Annotated in this window: 20 protein-coding genes and 1 pseudogene; 8 read left to right on the forward strand and 13 right to left on the reverse strand. The window is 64.1% G+C overall.

The annotated features are described in order from the left end of the window. Positions 1 to 201 precede the first annotated feature (201 nt). Positions 202 to 591: a hypothetical protein gene (locus tag AC0L3A_RS15450; protein WP_007601441.1), complete on the reverse strand. Its 390-nt coding sequence runs from the start codon at positions 589 to 591 to the stop codon at positions 202 to 204. Positions 592 to 879: 288 nt separating this feature from the next. Here AC0L3A_RS15450 and AC0L3A_RS15455 point away from each other — a divergent pair, with 288 nt between their 5' ends. Further along, positions 880 to 1137, forward strand: coding sequence for a DUF2798 domain-containing protein (locus tag AC0L3A_RS15455; RefSeq protein WP_007601439.1), 258 nt, complete (start codon positions 880 to 882; stop codon positions 1135 to 1137). A gap of 50 nt (positions 1138 to 1187) precedes the next feature. Here the strand turns inward: AC0L3A_RS15455 and AC0L3A_RS15460 are convergent, their stop codons facing one another. The 3 genes and pseudogenes from AC0L3A_RS15460 to AC0L3A_RS15470 all read right to left on the reverse strand — a co-directional run bounded on the left by AC0L3A_RS15460 (position 1188) and on the right by AC0L3A_RS15470 (position 4426). After that, positions 1188 to 2975: a chloride channel protein gene (locus tag AC0L3A_RS15460; protein ID WP_473254695.1), complete on the reverse strand. Its 1788-nt coding sequence runs from the start codon at positions 2973 to 2975 to the stop codon at positions 1188 to 1190. A 12-nt stretch (positions 2976 to 2987) separates the two neighbouring features. Further along, positions 2988 to 3641: an L-fuculose-phosphate aldolase gene (locus AC0L3A_RS15465; RefSeq protein WP_007601436.1), complete on the reverse strand. Its 654-nt coding sequence runs from the start codon at positions 3639 to 3641 to the stop codon at positions 2988 to 2990. A 158-nt stretch (positions 3642 to 3799) separates the two neighbouring features. Next, positions 3800 to 4426 (reverse strand): annotated as a pseudogene (locus tag AC0L3A_RS15470) (MarC family protein). An 89-nt stretch (positions 4427 to 4515) separates the two neighbouring features. Between AC0L3A_RS15470 and AC0L3A_RS15475 the strand changes: the two are divergent. From AC0L3A_RS15475 to AC0L3A_RS15495, 5 genes are all read left to right on the forward strand, one after another. Further along, positions 4516 to 4722, forward strand: a complete 207-nt coding sequence (locus AC0L3A_RS15475; protein WP_007601434.1) for a hypothetical protein — start codon at positions 4516 to 4518, stop codon at positions 4720 to 4722. Between the two features lie 100 nt (positions 4723 to 4822). Next, positions 4823 to 5389 carry a YciE/YciF ferroxidase family protein gene (locus AC0L3A_RS15480; RefSeq protein WP_007601433.1) on the forward strand — a complete coding sequence of 189 codons (567 nt, stop codon included), beginning with the start codon at positions 4823 to 4825 and terminating at the stop codon, positions 5387 to 5389. Positions 5390 to 5543: 154 nt separating this feature from the next. Next, on the forward strand, positions 5544 to 5927 hold the full coding sequence (locus tag AC0L3A_RS15485; protein ID WP_007601432.1) for an Hsp20/alpha crystallin family protein: 384 nt from the start codon (positions 5544 to 5546) through the stop codon (positions 5925 to 5927). An 8-nt stretch (positions 5928 to 5935) separates the two neighbouring features. Then, on the forward strand, positions 5936 to 8341 hold the full coding sequence (gene lon, locus AC0L3A_RS15490) for an endopeptidase La (protein WP_473254696.1): 2406 nt from the start codon (positions 5936 to 5938) through the stop codon (positions 8339 to 8341). A 5-nt stretch (positions 8342 to 8346) separates the two neighbouring features. After that, positions 8347 to 8502 carry a hypothetical protein gene (locus tag AC0L3A_RS15495; RefSeq protein ID WP_007601430.1) on the forward strand — a complete coding sequence of 52 codons (156 nt, stop codon included), beginning with the start codon at positions 8347 to 8349 and terminating at the stop codon, positions 8500 to 8502. A 72-nt stretch (positions 8503 to 8574) separates the two neighbouring features. Here the strand turns inward: AC0L3A_RS15495 and AC0L3A_RS15500 are convergent, their stop codons facing one another. The 3 genes from AC0L3A_RS15500 to AC0L3A_RS15510 form a co-directional block, all read right to left on the reverse strand. Next, positions 8575 to 8877, reverse strand: a complete 303-nt coding sequence (locus AC0L3A_RS15500; protein ID WP_007601427.1) for an HU family DNA-binding protein — start codon at positions 8875 to 8877, stop codon at positions 8575 to 8577. Positions 8878 to 9233: 356 nt separating this feature from the next. Beyond that, the gene (locus AC0L3A_RS15505) at positions 9234 to 10466 is read right to left on the reverse strand and encodes an acetyl-CoA C-acetyltransferase (RefSeq protein ID WP_473254697.1); all 1233 of its coding nucleotides are present in this window, start codon (positions 10464 to 10466) and stop codon (positions 9234 to 9236) included. Positions 10467 to 10612: 146 nt separating this feature from the next. Next, complete coding sequence (locus tag AC0L3A_RS15510; RefSeq protein WP_473254699.1) at positions 10613 to 12076, reverse strand: GH1 family beta-glucosidase; 1464 nt, start codon at positions 12074 to 12076, stop codon at positions 10613 to 10615. 490 nt (positions 12077 to 12566) lie between these two features. Here AC0L3A_RS15510 and AC0L3A_RS15515 point away from each other — a divergent pair, with 490 nt between their 5' ends. After that, positions 12567 to 12773, forward strand: a complete 207-nt coding sequence (locus AC0L3A_RS15515) for a hypothetical protein (RefSeq protein ID WP_007601421.1) — start codon at positions 12567 to 12569, stop codon at positions 12771 to 12773. A gap of 27 nt (positions 12774 to 12800) precedes the next feature. Here the strand turns inward: AC0L3A_RS15515 and AC0L3A_RS15520 are convergent, their stop codons facing one another. The 6 genes from AC0L3A_RS15520 to AC0L3A_RS15545 form a co-directional block, all read right to left on the reverse strand. After that, the gene (locus AC0L3A_RS15520; RefSeq protein WP_219678769.1) at positions 12801 to 13208 is read right to left on the reverse strand and encodes a hypothetical protein; all 408 of its coding nucleotides are present in this window, start codon (positions 13206 to 13208) and stop codon (positions 12801 to 12803) included. Positions 13209 to 13267: 59 nt separating this feature from the next. Continuing rightward, positions 13268 to 13435 carry a hypothetical protein gene (locus AC0L3A_RS15525; protein WP_007601419.1) on the reverse strand — a complete coding sequence of 56 codons (168 nt, stop codon included), beginning with the start codon at positions 13433 to 13435 and terminating at the stop codon, positions 13268 to 13270. 169 nt (positions 13436 to 13604) lie between these two features. Continuing rightward, a complete protein-coding gene (locus AC0L3A_RS15530; protein WP_007601418.1) occupies positions 13605 to 13838 on the reverse strand; it encodes a hypothetical protein in 234 nt (77 codons plus the stop codon). Further along, on the reverse strand, positions 13835 to 14134 hold the full coding sequence (locus tag AC0L3A_RS15535; protein WP_007601417.1) for a hypothetical protein: 300 nt from the start codon (positions 14132 to 14134) through the stop codon (positions 13835 to 13837). The genes AC0L3A_RS15530 and AC0L3A_RS15535 overlap by 4 nt, the downstream gene beginning before the upstream one ends. A 130-nt stretch (positions 14135 to 14264) precedes the next feature. Beyond that, positions 14265 to 16754, reverse strand: a complete 2490-nt coding sequence (locus tag AC0L3A_RS15540; RefSeq protein ID WP_473254702.1) for a TonB-dependent receptor — start codon at positions 16752 to 16754, stop codon at positions 14265 to 14267. Between the two features lie 153 nt (positions 16755 to 16907). Next, positions 16908 to 18266: a histidine kinase gene (locus AC0L3A_RS15545; protein ID WP_473254703.1), complete on the reverse strand. Its 1359-nt coding sequence runs from the start codon at positions 18264 to 18266 to the stop codon at positions 16908 to 16910. A 146-nt stretch (positions 18267 to 18412) separates the two neighbouring features. Here AC0L3A_RS15545 and AC0L3A_RS15550 point away from each other — a divergent pair, with 146 nt between their 5' ends. Beyond that, positions 18413 to 19033 (forward strand): response regulator, encoded by a 621-nt coding sequence (locus AC0L3A_RS15550; protein WP_007601414.1) that lies wholly within the window; start codon positions 18413 to 18415, stop codon positions 19031 to 19033. Positions 19034 to 19061 lie beyond the last annotated feature (28 nt).

Consider the following 19061-nt stretch of genomic DNA (forward strand, 5'->3'; position numbering starts at 1 on the left):
AAGATCGCCCCTCAAGGATGAGCCGGGATGAGCGACACATACGCCAAAACCGAATTTCGGTAAAGTGGAATATTTTTTCAAGAGAGGATTGACGCACCCGCGACACAGGTCGCGCAATGAGACGCCTCGCGCAGAAGCAACAAGGGGCAGTGCAAAACACCGCCCCTTGGCGCGAAACGAGACTGCGGCGAGGACAGGCGCCTAATACGGCTGATAATAGCCACGCGGACCATAGTAGGGACCGCCGCCGTAATATCCCTGGCCGCCGTAGTAAGGACCGGGGCCGTAATTATAGCGGTCCTCGTAGTACTCTTGGCGCCTGCTCTCTGCGATCGCGCCGCCGATCAGACCTGCCGCCACGCCCATGAAGGCGAGGCCTGCAGCGTTCGGACCTCGTCGATAGTAGCGGTGGCGGCGAGCGGCGCTGAAATCGGTGGCAGCCGGAGCGGCCGGGCCCGCGGCAGCGGCCTTGCTGGGTGCGGGCGAGTTGGCAGCCGAAGGCGTGACAGAGGCCGCAATCAGAACAAGACTTGCGAAAGCTGCCAACGCAACGTTGCGGCCGGCTGCAGAAATCATCGGTCCCTTATTCATCTTGACCTTCCCTGTTCTCGCTCAAAGCGACATCATCAAACAAGATTTAATGCGCAAGCTACTGAAATGGTTTCGTGATCGCGGCAATCTGCCACGCTTTGAACGATTGTAAACCGAACGACCAGATCCAGCTTGAACCATCCAACATGAGCGGATAATGAACAGCCGCACCGTTTTTCGGTCGCCGTAAGCGTTTTACGTGAACCAACGCATCAACCGACGCCGTCGGGATCGATGCCATTCTTGGGTTCACCGTGACTGACGCGTCCTATTCCAAAGAGAAACCAGATGATTGCGGTTCGCAAACTGCCGGCGCGCTATGCGCCGATCGTGATGCCATTTGTGCTGTCCGTCCTCATGACGGCCGTGGTGTCGATCATTTCCACCCTTCGAAGCCTCGGCGCAACGCCGGCGTTCCTCGCGACCTGGCCGGGCGCCTGGGCGCTGTCATGGCTCGTCGCCTTTCCGACGCTGCTGATGGTGCTGCCGCTGGTCCGCCGGATCGTGGCGGGCGTCGTTGCGGCTCCCGCCCAACCGAGCCGATAGCAGGCGCGGACGGCGGCGCGTGACGCACGCCGTCCCGCTTCCGCGTGACTTTACGACAGCGCCCCCAGCACGCCGCGCGTTGCCTTGTCGATCTCCTCGACATAGCGGCGGCGGGCGAAGGTCTCGGTGAGGAAGCCGACCACTTTGCGGCTGTCGGTGGAATCGACGACTGCCAGCATCTCGGCTTCCGCCTCGTCGAACACCGCCATGGCCGACTTCACGTTCATTTCGGGGATCAGCACGATCTCGGTCAGGCGCGCGAGCTCGATCACCTGGATTTCGTCGGCGATGGTGTCGAGATCGCCGGAGAACAGGTCGGGCAGCAGGACGAGACCGACATATTCGTCCGCATTGTTGACGATGACGATCCCGGGCCGCGAGCCCAGCGCGAATTCGCGGCGGACCGCGGCGATCGTCGTGGTCGACGGCACCTTGCCGACATCGGAGCGCATCAGCCGCTCGACGGTGAGGTTGCGCAGCCAGCCGACGTCGTTGGCGCTACGAATGGTCTCGCCGCGCAGATGCAGGCGCCAGGTCGAGAAGGAGTGTCCGAACATGAAGCGGACGCAGATCGAGGTGACGATGCAGCCGGCGAGCACCACGGCGGTGACGTCGACGTTGCGGGTCATCTCGAGCACGAGGAACGACATGGTCAAGGGACCGCCGACGATGGCGACGCCGAGCGTCGCCATGCCCGTGAGCATCGCGACCAGCGGATCGATCACGAAGTTCGGGCTGATCAAGAGCAGCACCGCCGAAAAGAACTTTCCGATCAGGCTGCCGACGAACAGCGAGGCAAAGAACAGCCCGCCGCGGAAGCCGGAGGCGAGCGAGATCAGGCAGGCCGTCACCTTCAAGGCGATGATCAGCGCGATCAGGCCGATCGTCATGTCGTGAAAGAGATCAAGCACCATCGCGCCGTGGCCGGCCGCCAGCACCTGCGGCGTGACAATCGCAAAGCCTCCGACGATGAGGCCGCCGATCACCGGGCGCAGCCAGACCGGCAGCCATTTGAACAGGCGCTCGAACACCGAGGACGAGCGCATCACGGCGATGCCGACGCCGCTGGTGACGAGCGCGAGCCCGATCAGCGCCAGATATTGCTCGACGCCGACGGCGCTGACCTTGGGTATTTCGAGCGAGTATGGCGCGCCGCCGAGCCATTGCGCGGTCAGTGCACCCGCGAGCGAGGCGGCGAGGATTGGCGCAGCGCTGCCGACCGAATAGACGCCGACGATCAGCTCGCAGGCGTAGAAGGCGCCGGTGATCGGCGCACCGAAGGCGGCCGCGATCGCCGCAGCGGCACCGCAGCCGACGATCAGGCGCAGATCGTTGCGGCGCAGATTGAAGAACTTGCCGAGCAGCGAGGCGATGCCCGAGCCGATCTGGGTATAGCCGGCTTCGAGGCCGACGGAGGCGCCGCAGCCGTTCGAGATCAAGGTCTGGCTCGACACCACCACGCTGTCGCGCATCGACAGATTGCCGCCACGCAGCGCGTTCGCCTCGATCGGATCGACCGCGCTGGAGAGCTTGAGCCTTCGCCGCCACCACTCCATGATCCCGAGCGCCAATCCGCCCAGCGCGGGCGCGATCAACGCGGCCCAGGGACTGACGCTGGTATTGGCGGACAGGCGAACGTCGATGGGAATGCCGTAGATCACCATATGGGCAATCTGCGCAATCTCGGCCATCAGCGTCACGATGGCGCCGGCGAGCGTGCCGATCACCAGCGCCAGCGGGATCAGATAGAATTCGTTGCTGCGCAGCAGCGCCCGCAGCCGAACCATGACGCGGTTCGTCCCCTTGCGGTCGGCGAGATGTCTGATCCGCAGGAACACTTTTGGCCCGCCCTACCCTTCCGACATGCCGTAACCGGACATGCGCTGGCGGACCCGCTCGATCTCGGCACTCGACAGCAGCGGCGGCTCTCCGATCTGGAGACAGCCGTGATATTGCCGCGCCAGCGTCTCGACCTCGACGGCGAGCCACATCGCCTTGTCCAACGACTTGCCGATCGCGATCATGCCGTGATGGTCGAGCAGGCAGGCAAGCCGGCCCTCCAGCGCCCGCACTGCATGTTCGGACAGCTCCGCCGTTCCGAAGGTGGCATAGGGCGCGCAGCGGATGCTGTCGCCGCCGGCGGCTGCGATCATGTAGTGCACGGGCGGGATCTCCAGGCCCATGATCGCCAGGATGGTGCAATAGGTCGGATGGGCGTGGACGACGGCGTTGACGTCTGGCCGGGCCTTCAGGATGTCGAGGTGGAAGCGCCACTCGCTTGACGGCTTCTGATCGGGCGCGTGCGAGCCGTCCATCGCCATGAACACGATCTGGTCCGGCGTCATGGCGTCGTAGGGCACGCTGGTCGGGGTGACCAGAAGCCCGTCCACATGCCGGACGCTGATATTGCCCGAGGTGCCCTGGTTGATGCCGAGCGCGTTCATGCGGCGGCAGGCGCCGATGATGGCCTGTCTCTTGTCGAGCTCGTCCGCTGTCATCGACATCTCGATTTCCTGACGATGGGCGCCTGTCAGACGGGGAGTACGTCAAGCATTATGGCAGCGCAAGAGAAAGCGGACCGGATCGCGCGCGATCGCGCCAGCCGCCTCATGGCATCATGAAATAAACATGAAAATCAACGCATTAACAGATTGTCGCAGCTCTACGGCAAGCTCGCCCGGACGGCCGCGATGCCGTTGATCACGAACTGCACCGAATAGGCCGCGAGCAGCATGCCGAGCACGCGCTAGAGGACGGCGTTGCCGGTGCGCCCAAGGCTCCGCGCGATCATATTCGCGGAGACAAAGCAGAGCATGCAAAGCAGGCACACGGAGAGCACGACCGCGATGATGATCGCGAGCCTCGGCCCGTAGCCGGCATCGCCCGTCAGGAGCAGCGTGGTCGCGATCGCGCCAGGACCGGCCATCATCGGGATCGCCAGCGGGAATACCGCGACGTCGGAGGCATGCTCGGAGCTTGCCTTGTCGGCCTCGCGGGCCTCGCGATGCGGACGGTCGCCGAAGATCATCTGGTAGGACACGCCGAACAGCAGCAGTCCGCCGGCGATCTGGAAGGCGGGGATGCCGATCCCGAGCTGGCGCAGCAGCCAGTTTCCAATCAGGGCGATCACCACCAGGATCGACGCCGCAATCAGTGGCGCGCGCAGCGCGATGGTGCGTTTGGTTTTGTCGGGCATGCCTCCGGTCGCGGCGAGGAAGGCCGGCGCAAGGCCCACGGGATCGACCACGAGCAGCAGCGTCACGAACGCAGACAAGGTGAAGTCGATCATGTCTCGGTGGGCTCCCTGGACGCAGGAACGATGGCTGGCGGACTGACTTAGCCCGGCAGAACCGCTTTGAAAATCACCGGAGATGCACAATGAGCGACAGTGGAATTGGAATGTTGCTGGGTCACCTTTCGGGCAACCTGCTCTGGCTCTGGTTCATCGGAGCCTTCGTGCTCGGTGCGGTCCTGGTCTACGGCGTGGCGAAGGCGGGGCGCCTGCGGCGCCGCGAGCGCGCACAGCTCGACCGCAACACCGAGGCGCGGCAGCGGCAGGAAGATCCCTACAAGCGTCCGACCTGAGCGCAGGTTGCCGTTTGGAACTTTCGTTCTCCGAAAGCTTTTGATCGCCTGAGGATTGCGGAAGGCGATGCCTTCGCGTGTCACCTCAAGAGGAGGATGTATGGCCAAGAAAGCAAAGAAGCGCACGACCAAGAAATCGTCGACGGGCCGCGCCCGTCAGGCGCCGAAGATGTTGAGCGACCTGTTTCTCGAGACGCTCAAGGACATCTATTTCGCCGAGAACAAGATCATCAAGACCTTGCCCAAGATGGCCAAGGCCGCCAACTCGAAGGAGCTCGCGGCGGCTTTCAACAAGCATCTGCGCGAGACCCAGGGCCAGGTCAAACGTCTCGACCAGATCTTCAAGATGCTGGGCAAGCCGGCCCGCGGCAAGCCTTGCGAAGCGATCAACGGCATCACCGACGAAGGCGCCGAGATCATGAAGGAGTTCAAGAACGCTCCTGCGCTCGACGCCGGCCTGCTCGCAGCCGCGCAGGCGGTCGAGCATTACGAAATCTCCCGCTACGGCACGCTGCGCACCTGGGCCGAGGAGCTCGGCATGCAGGACGCGGCAAAGCTGCTGCAGGCGACGCTGGACGAGGAAGAGGCGACCGATCACACCCTGACCGAGCTCGCCACCTCCGTGATCAACCTCGAGGCGGAAGAGGAATACCGCCAGGCGGCCTGAGCCCCACGTGGCGTGACGACGAAACGCCGCGGCCGGAAGGCCGCGGCGCTTGTGTTTTCGGATCGCACGATCCGCATGGCACCTGCGCGCCGCCGGGCTGGAATTCTCGGGAACTGGCCCCATATTCAGCGTTCCCCACCGCCGAGCCCGCATCATGCAACCCAAAAATCCCCTCGACTGGATGCTGTCCGAAGCCCTGGACTCGCTGACCCGCGCCGAACGGCTGCGCCAGCAGTTCGGCCGCCAGGAAGCGTGCTGGGAGCCACCGATCGACGTGCTCGAAACCGAGCATGAGCTTCTGATCTTGGTCGCGCTTCCGGGTGTCAATCCCGACAATGTCGAGACTGTCATCCATGACGGCGTGCTCGTCATCTCCGGCCAGCGCACCCTTCCGCCGGAGCTTCGCAACGCCCGCATCCACCGGCTCGAACTGCCGCAGGGGCGTTTTGAGCGCCGCATTGCATTGCCCGTTGGCCGCTACGCCATCAGCCGCTTCGTGATGGACGGCTGCGTCGCGCTGCGCCTCGCCAAATCCTGAGGTCGATCATGGCCACCGAACCAATGAATACCGCACCGACCAATCCCCAGAGCAATTCCGACGTGAAGATTCCCGAAGACGCGCTGATCATCATCCCGGTGCGCGAGATGGTGCTGTTCCCCGGCGCCATCGCGCCGATCGCGATCGCGCGGCCGAAGTCGGTCGCTGCCGCGCAGCAGGCGCTGCGCGAGCAGCGGCCGGTCGGCATCGTCCTGCAACGCAGCCCCGAGACCGAGGAGCCCGGACCGGACGACCTCTATCGGGTCGCGACCATCGCCAACATCGTGCGCTACATCACCGCACCCGACGGCACCCATCACATCGTCTGCCAGGGCGTGCAGCGCGCGCGCATCCTCGACTTCCTGCCCGGGACGCCGTTCCCGGCCGCGCGGATCCAGCAGATTCCGGAGCCGACCACGAGCACGCCCGAGATCGAGGCCCGCGGGCTCAACCTGCAGCGTCAGGCCATCGAGGCGATCGAGCTGCTGCCGCAGGCGCCGCCCGAGCTGATCGCGATGTTCCAGGGCACCACCGCGCCCGGCGCGCTGGCGGACCTGGCGACCTCGTTCATGGACATCAAGCCGCAGGACAAGCAGGAGGTGTTGGAGACCATCGACCTCGCTCTGCGTGTCGAGAAGGTGTCGAAGCATCTGGCCGAACGGCTGGAGGTGCTGCGCATCAGCAACGAGATCGGCCAGCAGACCCGCGCCAGCTTCGACGAACGGCAGCGCGAGGCGATCCTGCGCGAGCAGATGGCGACCATTCAGCGCCAGCTCGGCGAAGGCGACGGCAAGGCGGCCGAGGTCGCCGAGCTGACCGCTGCCATCGCCAAGGCCAACATGCCGCCCGAGGCCGACGCGCATGCGAAGAAGGAGCTGCGCCGCTACGAGCGCATGCCGGAGGCCGCCGGCGAGGCCGGCATGGTCCGCACTTACCTGGACTGGCTGATCGAGCTGCCGTGGGCGCTGCCCGCGGAGAAGCCGATCGACATCAAGGAAGCGCGCCGCATCCTCGATGCCGATCACTTTGGCCTGGAGAAGATCAAGAGCCGGATCATCGAATATCTGGCGGTGCGCAAGCTGGCGCCGCAGGGCAAGGCGCCGATCCTGTGCTTCGTCGGACCGCCCGGCGTCGGCAAGACCTCGCTCGGTCAATCCATCGCACGCGCGATGGACCGTCCCTTCGTGCGCGTCAGCCTCGGCGGCGTGCATGACGAGGCCGAGATCCGCGGCCATCGGCGCACCTATATCGGCGCGCTGCCCGGCAACATCATCCAGGGCATCAAGAAGGCGGGCACCCGGAACTGCGTCATGATGCTGGACGAGATCGACAAGATGGGTCGCGGCGTGCAGGGCGATCCTTCCGCCGCGATGCTGGAGGTGCTCGACCCCGAGCAGAACGGGACGTTCCGGGACAATTATTTGGGCGTGCCCTTCGACCTGTCACGCGTGGTGTTCATCGCGACCGCCAACATGCTGGACCAGATCCCGGGTCCGCTGCTGGATCGCATGGAGCTGATCAGCCTCACCGGCTACACCCAGGAAGAGAAACTGGAGATCGCGAAGCGCTATCTGGTGCGGCGGCAGCTCGAGGCCAACGGCTTGACGGCCGAGCAGGCCGAGATCGAGCCGGAGGCGCTGAAGCTGGTGGTCAACGGCTACACGCGCGAAGCCGGCGTGCGTAACCTCGAGCGTGAGATCGGCAAGCTGTTCCGGCATGCCGCGGTGCAGGTCGCCGAGGGCACCGCCGTAAGGGTCGTCGTGACGCCGAAGGACATCGGCACCGTGCTCGGTCAGCCGCGCTTCGAAGGCGAGATCGCGCAGCGCACCAGCATTCCGGGCGTCGCCACCGGCCTGGCCTGGACGCCGGTCGGCGGCGACATCCTGTTCATCGAGGCCTCGCGGGTATCCGGCCGCGGCGGCATGATCCTGACCGGCCAGCTCGGCGAGGTCATGCGCGAGAGCGTGCAGGCTGCGATGACGCTGGTGAAGAGCAAGGCCACGCAGCTCGGGATCGATCCGCAGCTGTTCGAAAAGAGCGACATCCACGTTCACGTGCCCGCAGGCGCGACCCCGAAGGACGGGCCGAGCGCGGGCGTTGCGATGTTCACGGCGCTGACGTCTCTGCTCACCAATCGCACGGTGCGCAGCGACACCGCCATGACCGGCGAGATCTCGCTCCGCGGCCTGGTGCTGCCGGTCGGTGGCATCAAGGAGAAAGTGGTGGCGGCTGCGGCCGCGGGGCTGAAGCGGGTGATGCTGCCGGCGCGCAACAAGCGGGACTACGACGACATCCCGAAGAGCGCGCGGGACAACCTCGAATTCATCTGGCTGGAGCGCGTCGACGAAGCCATCGCCGCGGCGCTCGAGCCGGCCGAGGCCCAAGCCGATGCCAAGGTCGAAGCGGCGGAGTGAATGTGATGAAGAAACTGCTGGAAAGAGCGAAGCGATCGCGGCAGGCGCAGCGGCTGCGGCAGTTGCTCGATCGCGCCATCGACGGGGTTCGCGATGCGCTGGCGGCATCAGGACCGCGGCTTCAGCCGGTCCCGGTCCGCGCGAAGCGCCGCAAGGGTTGAGCCCTCCGTCTCAAGTCCTCGCGACAGCCCCGAACAAAAGGCCCCCTCCTACGGGAGGGGGCCTTTGCGTTGCTAGCCCACGGCGTCCTTGGCGGCCTTGACCGGGCGGGCGCGGACGATCTTGCGGGCCGGCTTGGCCTTGAACATCATCTCTTCGCCCGTGAACGGGTTGGTGCCCTTGCGTGCCTTGGTCGCGGGCTTCTTGATGACCACGAACTTGGCGAAGCCCGGTACCAGGAACAGCCCGTTCTTCTTGAGCTCCTTGTGGCCGACGTCGGTCAGCGTCTCCATGACGCTCTTGACGTCACGCTTGGAAAGCTCGGTGGTGGTCGCGATCTTTTCGATCAGCTGCGATTTCGACATTTGGGTGGCCATCGTGTCTCCTCTGATTCGTTGACGGCTGCATATTAGACCAACCGGTGAAGGCCTATAGCCTTCTGCACAGTTTTGTCGGGGTTTTACGGGCTTTTTTGGCCCTCTGTGGCAAAAAACCCTGCTTTTTAGCCACTTCCGGAGCGGGAGAAGCCTCAGGCAGCGGATTTTACCTTGTTTCAAAGGCCCGCACGCAGCCTTGCTAAAGCTGATTCGATGCTTTCGACAAGCGACGACCGGCCTCTTTGTCGGAGTCCGGTCGCGATTCACCCTGGAAAATAAGCCTAGATCGTCGTGATGCGGCGATCGCGGGGACTTTTTTCCCTTATCTTTACAGAGCGCGACGAGCTTCGCTCGCGCTAGATACGTTCGATGATGACGGCCGGGGCCATGCCACCGGCCGCGCACATGGTGACGAGACCGCGCTTCAAGTCGCGCCGTTCGAGCTCGTCGAGCACGGTGCCGATCAGGATCGAGCCGGTGGCGCCGATGGGATGGCCGAGTGCGATCGAGCCGCCATTGACGTTGACCTTGGCGCGATCGAGCTTGAGGTCGCGGATGTATTTTTCCGCAACCACGGCAAAGGCCTCGTTGATCTCGAACAGGTCGATGTCGTCGATGGTCAGCCCCGCTTTCGCCAGCACCTTGCGCGTCGCCGGCACCGGCGCGTTCAGCATCAGCGTCGGCGAGTCCCCCATGTTGGCCATCGCAACCACGCGGGCGCGCGGCTTGAGCCCATGCGCCTTCGCGTAAGCAGGCGACGCCAGAAGGATCGCGGCCGCGCCGTCGACGACGCCGGACGAATTGCCGGCGTGGTGCATGAAGTCGATCTCGAGGTCGGGGTACTTCTGCAGGATCAGGCCGCGATAGGTCGTGCCCTTGTCGTCGAGCGCATGGTCGGCGACCGCAGGGAATGCCGGCTTCAACGCGCTCAGCCCTTCCATCGTGGTCTGCGGCCGCGGATATTCTTCATGGTCGAGCGCGAGGCTGCCATCCTCGCGATGCACCGGCACGAGGCTGTTCTTGAAGTGGCCGTTCGCGATCGCGTGCGCGGCGCGCTTCTGGCTTTCGAGGCCGAGCGCGTCGACGTCCCTTCGCGTGATGCCTTCCAGCGTTGCGATCGCGTCGGCGCAAACGCCCTGATGCGACTGCGGATGCCGCGCACGCAGGCGCAGATTGCCGTTGTCCATCATCATCGGACCGCCGCCGCGCCGGCCTTCCATCGACATCATCTCGCAGCCGCCGGCGACGACGAGGTCTTCCGCGCCCGCCATGATCGAGCTTGCAGCCATGTTGACGCTGGTGATGCCGCTTCCACAAAAGCGATCCAGCGTCACGGCGCTGGCGCGCACGTCGTAGCCGGCGTCCAGCGCCGACATGCGGCCGAGATCGCCGCCTTGCGTTGCGACCTGTGCGCTGCAGCCCCAGATGATGTCGTCAACGTCGCCGGTGTCGATGCCGGTGCGCGCCGCGAGCGCGCGCAGCACGGTTGCTCCCAGCTGCTGCGGATGAATGCCCGAGAGCGCCCCCTTGCCAGGCTTGCCGACGCCCCGCGGAGTTCGGCAGGCATCAATGATAAGTGCGTCGGTCATTGGCGTTTCCTCTTTTTGAATGGTTAGAGGCGTTTTGAATCAGGAGGCGAAGGGAGTCAATGCACGCTGGCGGAACCCCTCACCCTGTCTCCTCAGCGCGAGCCAAGCTTGTCGCGCCCCAGCAAGAACGGGGCGCGGGAGAGCAATCACACCCCCGCCGCGTTCTTCGCGATCACGTTGCGATAGAAGCTGGCGCTGAGTTTCGGCGTGCGCACCTGCGTGTCGAAATTGACGTGGTAGAGCCCAAAGCGCTTGTTGAGCCCGAACACCCATTCAAAATTGTCCATCAAGCTCCAGAGGAAGTAGCCGCGCACCGGCACGCCTTCGGCGGTGGCGCGCTGGAGCTGGGCGAGGTAGTTGCGCAAATACATGATGCGGTCGGTGTCGTAGATCTTGCCGTCAGGCGTCACGACGTCGTCGCCGGAGGTGCCGTTCTCGCTGATATAGATCGCGTCCGTCTTCCAGATCTTCGCCGCCAGCTTCGGCACCCAGTAGATCGTCTCGGGACCGATGCGCAGCCAGTCCGAATTCATGTGCGGGAACGATTTCGGGATCGGCAGCGGCATGAAGCCCGCGCCCTGGTCGGAGGCCACCACGTAGTTCTGCGGCGCGTAGATGTTGAGGCCGAGGAAATCGACCGGCGAGGAGATGATCTTCAGCTCCGCATCGGTGTATTTCGGCGCGTCGCGCCCGGCGAACTTCAGGAAGGCGTCGGTGTACTGGCCCGTCATGATGACGTTGAGATAGCCGGCGTTCATTTCGCGCAGCGCGATCTCGGCGGCACGGACGTTCTCCGGTGTGTCGATCGCGGGGGCGCAGGCATCGATGTTCTCGGCCGGCCCCACCCTGATGCCGCGGCGGCCATGGGCGCGTACCGCCTGCACCGCGAGCCCGTGTGCGAGCGCGCTGTTGTGCCTGATCTGGTTGACCTCGGCTTGCGGCAGCGTCACGCCGGGCGCGTCGATGCCGATGCCGTAGCCGAAATGGACGAACCGACCGCTCTCGTTCAGTGTAAAGACGTTCTTGACGCGATCGGTCAGGTGCGCGGCAACATAGGCCGCGTAATCGCCGAATATCTTGCAGGTCTCCGTCGAGCGCCAGCCGCCAAACCGGTCCTGGAGCGATTGCGGCAGGTCCCAATGATAAAGCGTCAGCCACGGCTCGATGCCGTTCTTGAGGAGTTCGTCGACCAGGCGGTTGTAGAAGTCGAGTCCCTTCGGGTTGGGCTTGCCGTCGCCGTCCGGAAACAGCCGCGGCCAGGCCACCGAGAAGCGATAAGCCTTGCAGCCGAGCTCCTTGATGAGCGCGATGTCCTCCTTGTAGCGGTGATAGTGCTCGTTGGCGCGGTCGCCGCTGCTGCCGTCTTCGATCTTGCCGGGGATGCGGACGAACTTGTCCCAGATCGAGGCCCCTCGCCCGTCCTCGTTGACCGCGCCCTCGACCTGATAGGACGAGGTCGCGGTGCCCCAGACGAAGCCCGCCGGAAAGCCGTCCCCGCTCCGTGGCGGGGATGCGGGCTTGGCGTCCGCCCCCCCGAGAGGATTGGCGATTCCGGCTGCGGACAATCCCGCCAGCGTGGCGAACTGGCGACGCGAGACCTTGTCCGACATTGATAGTGCTCCGGGGCGATGCTCTTGCGGCGGCACCATGGCGAATCGCGGGTCGTTTGAGAAGCGGGCGAGCCGAGGGCTGAGGATGCAGAATTGCCGAATGCGACAAAGTTGTCCGAAAGGAGCCACGCCGATCGTCGGCCGAGCTACCCCAAAAGTCGAAATATCAGCCCCACCGTCATTCGAATTCCAGCCCAATCCGGCGAGGAAGTTATCAGTTCCCCTCGACAGGGGCCCGTAGGCTCACAGAATGCCATAAACCCCACGGAAATTACGACCAAAGTTCGCAAATATGGGATATGGTGCAACCATCGCTGCTCCGCTCTGGGCGATTGTCTGTCTGCACCGGTCAACCAAGAGAACGACTGACTTATGACGAGGTTCGACCGCATCATACTGTGGTAACCTCTTCCGCTGGACCAAGTGCCTGTCCTGCCAGGGATACAACGACTGACCCGCGTCAGAGTCACTGTGAATTCGAGGTAGATCTATGTCGTATGCCTACAAGCTGAATGAAGACGTTCGCCACCAGCCCCAAGGCCCACAAGGACGTGCCGCAACCGAGCCACCGATGATTTATACCATCGTCCAGCATATGCCCATCGAGGCCGATGGACGTCTCCGATACCGCATCAAGTGCAAGTCGGAGAAAATCGAGCGAGTCGTCACGGAAGATCAGCTTTCGTATTCGCAGTGAACTGCTCGATGACGGCGGCTCCCTCGCTCAGCGCGAGCGCTTCGGCAACTTTGGCAGCTTGTCGGGATTGAACGGCGGTATCTGCCGGGTTCGTTCTGGCGCGGGCGTCTGCTGTTCCGTCAGGATCAGCGTACCCTGGAGGATCATTCCCGGCACTTGCGCTGCCGTCGCCGTGTAGGTCGCGACCTTGCCCGGGCAGTTTCCCTCGATATCCAGCGTGAGCTCATCGTCGACGCCGAACACCGTTGCGCGTCCGTCGGTATGGCGCTTCGTCGACACGGTGGCGGTGAAGCGATCTCCGTCGACCTTGCAAGAGCCGTGATAGGTCATCAGGCTGTCGCAGCCCCAGATCTGTCCGTCTGCGACATGGACGATCCCGGTCCCCTGATCGAGCGGCGTCTTGTACCACGCCGCATAGGTGCCGTCCTTCAACATGGGAGCAGTCTCCCGGTATTCCCTCGCGCATCATCGACACGATCAGCGCTAACAAAGCGTTAATCGCGCGGCCCGTGCCAATCCGGACTATTCCTGCGCAGCTCGGCTTCGAGGTCTTCAATGATGCTGTGAAGCAGACACGCGGCAAGCGGATCGGTCACTTCGCGCTCCAAATGCCGGTAACGCGCGATCTGGAATTCCTGCTCTCTCAACTGGTGCTCTGTCATCGGACGGGCCCTCCGACGAACCGACGCAGAGACAGCCGAACAGTTTCGTTACAATTTTAGGATCATTCGCTATGGTTTCCGATCGGTAAAAGCAACGCGACGCCAAGCTTCGCCGGCGCAAGGGATCATCGGAGATTTCGAAAGGTCGATACGCCGACATGCGCCGCTGTTACGGCACGTCGCCACTTCTCCGATTCTCGCCGATGCTGTGCGGCTTGTTGAGGAAGAACTCCCGGTTACCGAGAGCCGCTTCCGCATACTGGTCGATCGCAACCTGGATGGCCTCGATGTGCATGCGGCACCAGCCCTCGAGGCAGGACAGGCGCCGCGCATGATGGAGAGCCTTCAGAAATTCCGGGGGCTCCTGCATGTCGGAAAAGTAGGTCGGCCTCTCCCCCTTCATGCCCGTGCCATCTCTCGCGGCGGCACCAGCCGGCGCTTCTCAACACCGACGCGCGATGGCATCGGCCGACGGCGGGGAACGAAGAGGCTGGCGACGACGATCGGGTCGGTGTCTCCGAGCGCGGCCCGCTCCTGAACGAGCCCGCTCATCACCGTGCGCATCTTCATGACTTCGCCTGCGACGAAGCTACAGTCCTCGTCTCTGTTGATCTGCTCATGCATGATGGCCTCGGCCTCACGCATGCTGACGCGCAACGCCCTGATGATCCTGCGGATTTCGTTGATGCGGTTGTCCATGGCTCGCTCCCTTGGCTGGACGAACAGCATAAGAACAAAACATGAACAATGAGTCAATCGGCTTGAGGTAGAACAGAGCCGGCGTGACACGCCGTTCCGGGCGGCGCCACCCCGGGCTTACCGAGCCAGATCAGAACGTCACCCGCATCCCCGCATAGAATGCGCGCGGCCTTGCCGGGCTGAGTGAGCGCGGGTCGCTGAACTCGGCGGCGCCATTGGTGAAGTTGGGCACGGCTTTGGTGTCGAAGAACTGTCCGTAGGTCGCATAGCGCTTGTCGAAGATATTGTCGATCTTGCCGTAGAGCTGGACGTTCTTGGTCACTTGGTAGGACGTGTGCAGGTTGAACACGGTATAGGACGGCAGCTTCGCATATTGGTTGGACTCGTCCCCAACCAGATATTGGCTGGAGACGAACAGCGCGTTGCCGCCGACTTTCCACACGTCGGTGACGGCATAGTCGACGCCGACCTTGACGCGATGGCGCGGGATCGCGGGGAGCTGGTTGCCGGGCAGCACCTGAATGGTTTCGGTGACAGTATCCCTGAACGGGCTTTCGGAACCGAGTGCGAAAGCGTCGAGATAGCGTGCGTCGACAAACGCGTAGCTCGCCTGAAACTGAAGCGTGGGCGACTTGATGTTGACCTCGGCTTCGAGCCCCTGACGCCTGGTCCGGCCGACGTTGGAGAAATAGCCGAAGCCGGTCCGGCCGACTGCGGGAACGGCGACGATATCGTCGACATTGGTAGCGCGGAAGCCGCCGATTTTCCAACCAAGCGTGCCGATGTTCAGCTCCCTGCTGCCGCGCAGGCCCGCTTCCACGGTCTTGGACACGACCTGCTTCAATGGCGGATCGGAGACGAGAAACGCGGCAATGAGACAGGGACGGGCTGGATCGGAGCAGCCGAGCTCGAGCGGCGTCGGAACGCGATTGGCCTCGGAATAGCCGGCATAGGCCGTCAGCTCCGGCGTGATCTTGTAGGTGCCGCCGATCACCGGATTGAAGCGGGTGAAGGTGTGATCGCCGTTGAGATCGGTCCCGAGCTGATCCTCCAGCGTGATGCGCGCCACGTTGAAGCGGCCGCCGCCGGTGACGGCGAAGGCGTCCGTGACATTGAACGTGTCCATTGCGTAGAGGCCGTTATATTGATTGACGGTCCGCAGCGAGACAGGGCCGGCAACGGTATCAGGTACGCCGGTCGGCCCCAGGAAGAGGCCGCCGCCGCTGACGACGTAGTTTTCTCCGATCGTACCGATTTCGGCGGTGGCGTTGTAGCGCGTGACACTGGCGTCATAGGTCGCGCCCATCACGAAGCGGTTGTCGTGGCCGAACAGCTGGTCGGTGTTGGTGGCCTGCCCCGACACGCCGAAGGTGGTCGAACGTATCGAGCTGCGGTCGATCTCGCCGAGGACGGTCCCGGACGCGAAAGGATTGGCAAGCGGCAGGCCGTTAACGCCGTTTGCCGGTGTGGCGCCGTCGCCGAAGCAAAGAAGGCCGGTGAGCCCCGGATCGGTGCATTCCTGCGCGTCGGTCGGATTGCCGTCGACGAGCTTCTGCTCGTACCTGCGCACATGCGCGGTGCCTTCGAGCGTCCAGGTCGGCGTCGCATCGACCTTGCCTGTCAAGTTGAGATAGCCGACGCGATTGGAAGTGGTCTGCGGGGTCGTGTAGGTCGCGCCCCAATATTTGTCGAGCAGCTCGGCGGGAACGGTGGCGTTGGCGCCGAAATCGTTCTTGGCGACGCCCATATTGGCGTGGAATTCGCTGTCGCCGGCCTTGTAGCCGACGTCGCCGTAGAAGCGCCGCACGTCGGATTGGGAGAAATTGCGGAAGCCGTTGTCGTGCAGGCCTTCGAGCGCGGCATAGACGCCGTAGTTCTTGTCAACCGTCTTGCCCCATTGCGCCGAGCCCTGGATGCGGCCGAACGAGCCGCCCATGAGATCAAGCTCCGCGCCCTGATAGGTGAAACCGTCCTTCATTTGCAAATTGATCGCGCCGCCTAGCGCGTTGAGGCCGAAGGCGGGATTGTTGGTCACGAGCGTCACCGACCGGATCGCCGCGGTCGGGATCAGGTCCCAGTTGACGGCATCGGAGAAGGCTTCGTTGATGCGAACGCCGTTCTGATACACCGCGAGGCCTTGCGGCGTGCCCGTCACGGGCGAAGCGACGAAGCCGCGGAATTCGACATTCGGCTGGAACGGATTGCCAGTGACCTCGGTGATGTTAACGCCGGCGATGTTGTCGCGAAGCGCGTCGGTGATGTTCAAGGAGCCGGTGCGCTTGATCTGGCTGGCGTCGACGGCGTTGATCGCCGACGGAACCTTGTCGACGTCAAGACCTCTGCCGGCACCCGGCGCGGTCGGGTAGACGTAAAGGCGCGTCTTGGGGCTGGCGGATGACGGTGCCCCGATGTGCGCGACCGGTCGCGATGACGCGGTGCGTCGCGCCGTTGACCGCGGCGGCGCCGTTACCTCGACAGGCGGCAAGTTCTGGACGTTAGTTTCTTCGTCCTGCGCGGCCCCCGCGGGGATCGCGAAGACGGAGAGCAGCGCGGTCGAAACCGAGGCCATCAACAAACGACGCTTGAACCAAATAGCTTTGAACCAAAGAGCCTTGCCCATCCGAGCCTTCCCATCCGTGACCACCGGCTGTTTTGATTTTCGCCGGTTGGTCGAGACGAGTGTAATCGGCAGGAACGCGTGCGCCAGCCACAAAAGGTCGGGCCGTATCCGCACCAATTTTCCCGACCAAATCGGGAATTTTTCCCGACGCGATCAGGCCGCTGCCGTCGGAACCAGGGCCTCTACGGTCAGACCGCCGTCACCCGAGACGACGTTCAGCGTGCCGCCCAGCGCCAGAATCCGCTCGCGCATGCCGACGAGCCCGAAGCCGAGCTTCTGGCCCGGCTCCATGCCGCGGCCGTTGTCGCTGATCCGCACCCGGGCACCGCTGCGGCCATCGCTTGCCGCCTGCGCCACCGGCTCGATGACGACATTGACCGAGGTCGCCCCGGCGTGGCGGAACACGTTGGTGAGCGCCTCCTGCACGATGCGGTAGATGGTGAGGTCGGCAGTCTCCCCGGTGACGCCAAGCGCCGGCGAAATCACGGTCTCGATGGCGACATCGGGATGCGACTCCCGCCACAGTCGCGACAGCGATTCCAGTGCCAGGCGCAGGCCGAGCTCGGCCAGGCCGACAGGCCGGAGGCGCTCCAGCACGCGGCGATTGAACTGTTGAAGCGCGTTGATCTGTTCCAGCATGGCGCTGCCGTGTTTTCGCACGGCCTCCGCATTCGGGGCGCGTCCGTCCGCCTGCTTTGCCAGCGCGCTCGCATGCGCGCGCAGCGAGAACAGATATGGCCCGAACTCGTCATGGAGCTCGCGGGCGATCTCCTTGCGCTCGACATCCTGGAGCGATACCGTTCGCTCGGCGAGGCGCCGCTTGTCCTCGATGGCGTCACTGAGCGTTGCCGCAAGATGGTTGAGCTTGGTGCAGATCGCGGCGAGCTCCGGCGCGCCGCCCGGCGCGACGCGCGCCTGATAGCGACCGTCTTCGAGCTCGGCCATCATATCCGCCAGGGACTGGAGCGGCGCCAGCGCCCGGCCGACCACATTCATCATCACCAGGAACAGCGCCAGCGCGATCACCGAGCCGACCTCGAGCTGGGTCACGATGGCGTCCCAGATCTCGGCGATCTCGTCATCGGGATGGGAGGTGATCAGCAGCGAACCCGGCTTGCCGTGGATCGAGACGGGTACGCTCACCGCGGTCTGCTCGGGATGAACCAAGCTGACGAACCAGGCCGGCGGCGCGCGGGTGTCGTCATCGACGTCGGTCCGCGGCTGCGTCAGCGGACTGCCGGCTTCGTCCCGAAGCGCGATGCTGACATGGCGCAGGCGACTGAGGTCGCGCGCAATCTGGTTGAGCCTGGCATCCGGATCGGGCGCCTCGTTGAGATCCGCAACGATCATCTCGATGAATTCGCGCGCGAGCCGGATCACGCTCTGGTCCTCGGCCTGCACGCGCGGCCCGGCTTCTGCGACCTGGCGGCCGATATTGACGGCGAGTCCCAGCGCCAGCAGCAGCGCCAGGAGCAGGTTGATGCGCCCGCGCAAGGATAGATTTTGCCACATTGGTATCGCCCGTACCCCCCGCGAAGGATTGGCCTGCGCCTGTCCGATAACGTTGACAGAGGCGAAGCGCCCGATATCTAATCGAAAGCGTACAGCAATCCCGGCCGGGCGCGAAACAGGCCAAGACGCTGTCGCGAGGAACGCCTATGCGCATTTTGATCGTCGACGATCATCCCATCGTCGCCTCCGGCTGCCGTGCCGTGCTGGCCGACGAGGGCGAGATCGAGATTTTGGAGGCCGCCGACGCCGAAGACGGCGAGTGCGTCTTCATCGTCGAGCGCCCCGACCTCTCGATCATCGACATCAACCTGCCGACCGTGTCCGGCTTTGAGCTCGCGCGCCGCATCCTCGAGCGCGCGCCCGAGGCCCGAATCATCATGTTCAGCATGAACGACGACCCTGCTTTTGCCGCGCGTGCGATCGAGTGCGGCGCCAAGGGCTATGTCTCCAAGACCGGTGACCCCGATGATCTCGTCGAGGCGATTCGCATCGTTGGCGGCGGCGGCACCTATCTGCCGAGCGCGATCGCGCGCAGCATCGCCTTTGCGGGACCCGCGCTGGCGCAAAGCCCGCTGTCGAAACTGAATGCGCGCGAGATGGAGATTTTGCGGCTGCTCAGCGCCGGAAAGAGCCTTTCCGAGATCGCCTGGCTGGTGCAGTCGTCCTACAAGACTGTCGCCAACACCTCGTCCATCATGCGCCAGAAGCTCGGGGTGAAAACCTCTGTCGAGCTGGTGCGGCTGGCGATCGACAGTGGCGTGGCCTGACGGCCGCCACGAATTCGGTCACACAAGC

The sequence above is a fragment of the Bradyrhizobium sp. MI1.3 genome (assembly GCF_055811695.1).